The organism is Methylobacterium sp. J-043 (assembly GCF_022829505.1).
GTDB classification, from domain to species: domain Bacteria; phylum Pseudomonadota; class Alphaproteobacteria; order Rhizobiales; family Beijerinckiaceae; genus Methylobacterium; species Methylobacterium extorquens_A.
This window is the reverse complement of sequence record NZ_JAKSYB010000011.1, coordinates 47,501-48,542: the sequence shown is the minus strand read 5'-3', so window position 1 is coordinate 48,542 and position 1,042 is coordinate 47,501. Positions and strand designations below refer to the sequence as shown.

General features: G+C 57.4%; 1 tRNA gene and 1 rRNA gene (1 of these 2 only partly in view). Both read left to right on the top strand.

Annotated elements, in window-relative coordinates:
* Window positions 1–57: 57 nt before the first annotated feature.
* Window positions 58–133, top strand: a tRNA-Ala gene (locus MKK50_RS00485).
* 312 nt (window positions 134–445) lie between these two features.
* Window positions 446–1,042 (top strand): 23S ribosomal RNA (locus tag MKK50_RS00480); it runs 2,220 nt beyond the window's last position.

Here is a 1,042-nt window from a genome sequence, read left to right as displayed (position 1 = left end):
GCACCCCTGATAAGGGTGAGGTCGGACGTTCGAGTCGTCCCAGGCCCACCATGATCAGGGGACGTAGCTCAGCTGGGAGAGCAGTTGCTTTGCAAGCATCAGGTCGTCGGTTCGATCCCGTCCGTCTCCACCATGTTTTTGTTGGTCGTGCCGCGAGGCGCGCCGAAAAGATGGGCTGAGATCGGCAAGAGCATCCGGAGAGAAGGTCAGAGTTTGCCTCTGCCAGCGCCTTGCGCAGCAGACGGCATCGTTGAAGAAAATCGTAAAGAGGGAATGTGACCGCGGGTCCTGCGAAAGCAGGGTGCCCGTTGCAGGTTATGTTCGGCAAGCATGTGATGCGGGTGTCCGAGAGGGCCCTGCATCACTGGTCTTTATCGTGACCGTGGCTGGGTGATCGGCAGCAGCGTAGCTGCTGGCGATCACGCCGGACATCGATCATGAGAGCGATCAAGTGCCTTAAGAGCATTCGGTGGATGCCTTGGCGCTGAGAGGCGATGAAGGACGTGGTACGCTGCGATAAGCCTTGGGGAGCTGCGAACGAGCTTTGATCCAGGGATTTCCGAATGGGGAAACCCACCTTCGACCTTCTGTATGGTGGTGGCAGGCCGACGCAAGTCGGTCTGGTGCTTCCATACAGTTGGTCAGATGAAGGTATCAAATCCTGAATCCATAGGGGTTTGAAGCGAACCCGGGGAACTGAAACATCTCAGTACCCGGAGGAAAGGACATCAACGAGACTCCGTTAGTAGTGGCGAGCGAACGCGGATCAGGCCAGTGCTCTGCTTGAGATTACCGGAACGGTCTGGAAAGGCCGGCGCGATGGGTGACAGCCCCGTACGGGACGGTCGATAGCAGAGACTCGAGTAGGGCGGGACACGTGAAATCCTGTCTGAACATGGGGGGACCACCCTCCAAGCCTAAGTACTCCTCAGCGACCGATAGTGAACCAGTACCGTGAGGGAAAGGTGAAAAGCACCCCGACGAGGGGAGTGAAATAGCACCTGAAACCGGATGCTTACAAACAGTAGGAGCCCAAGGTTTG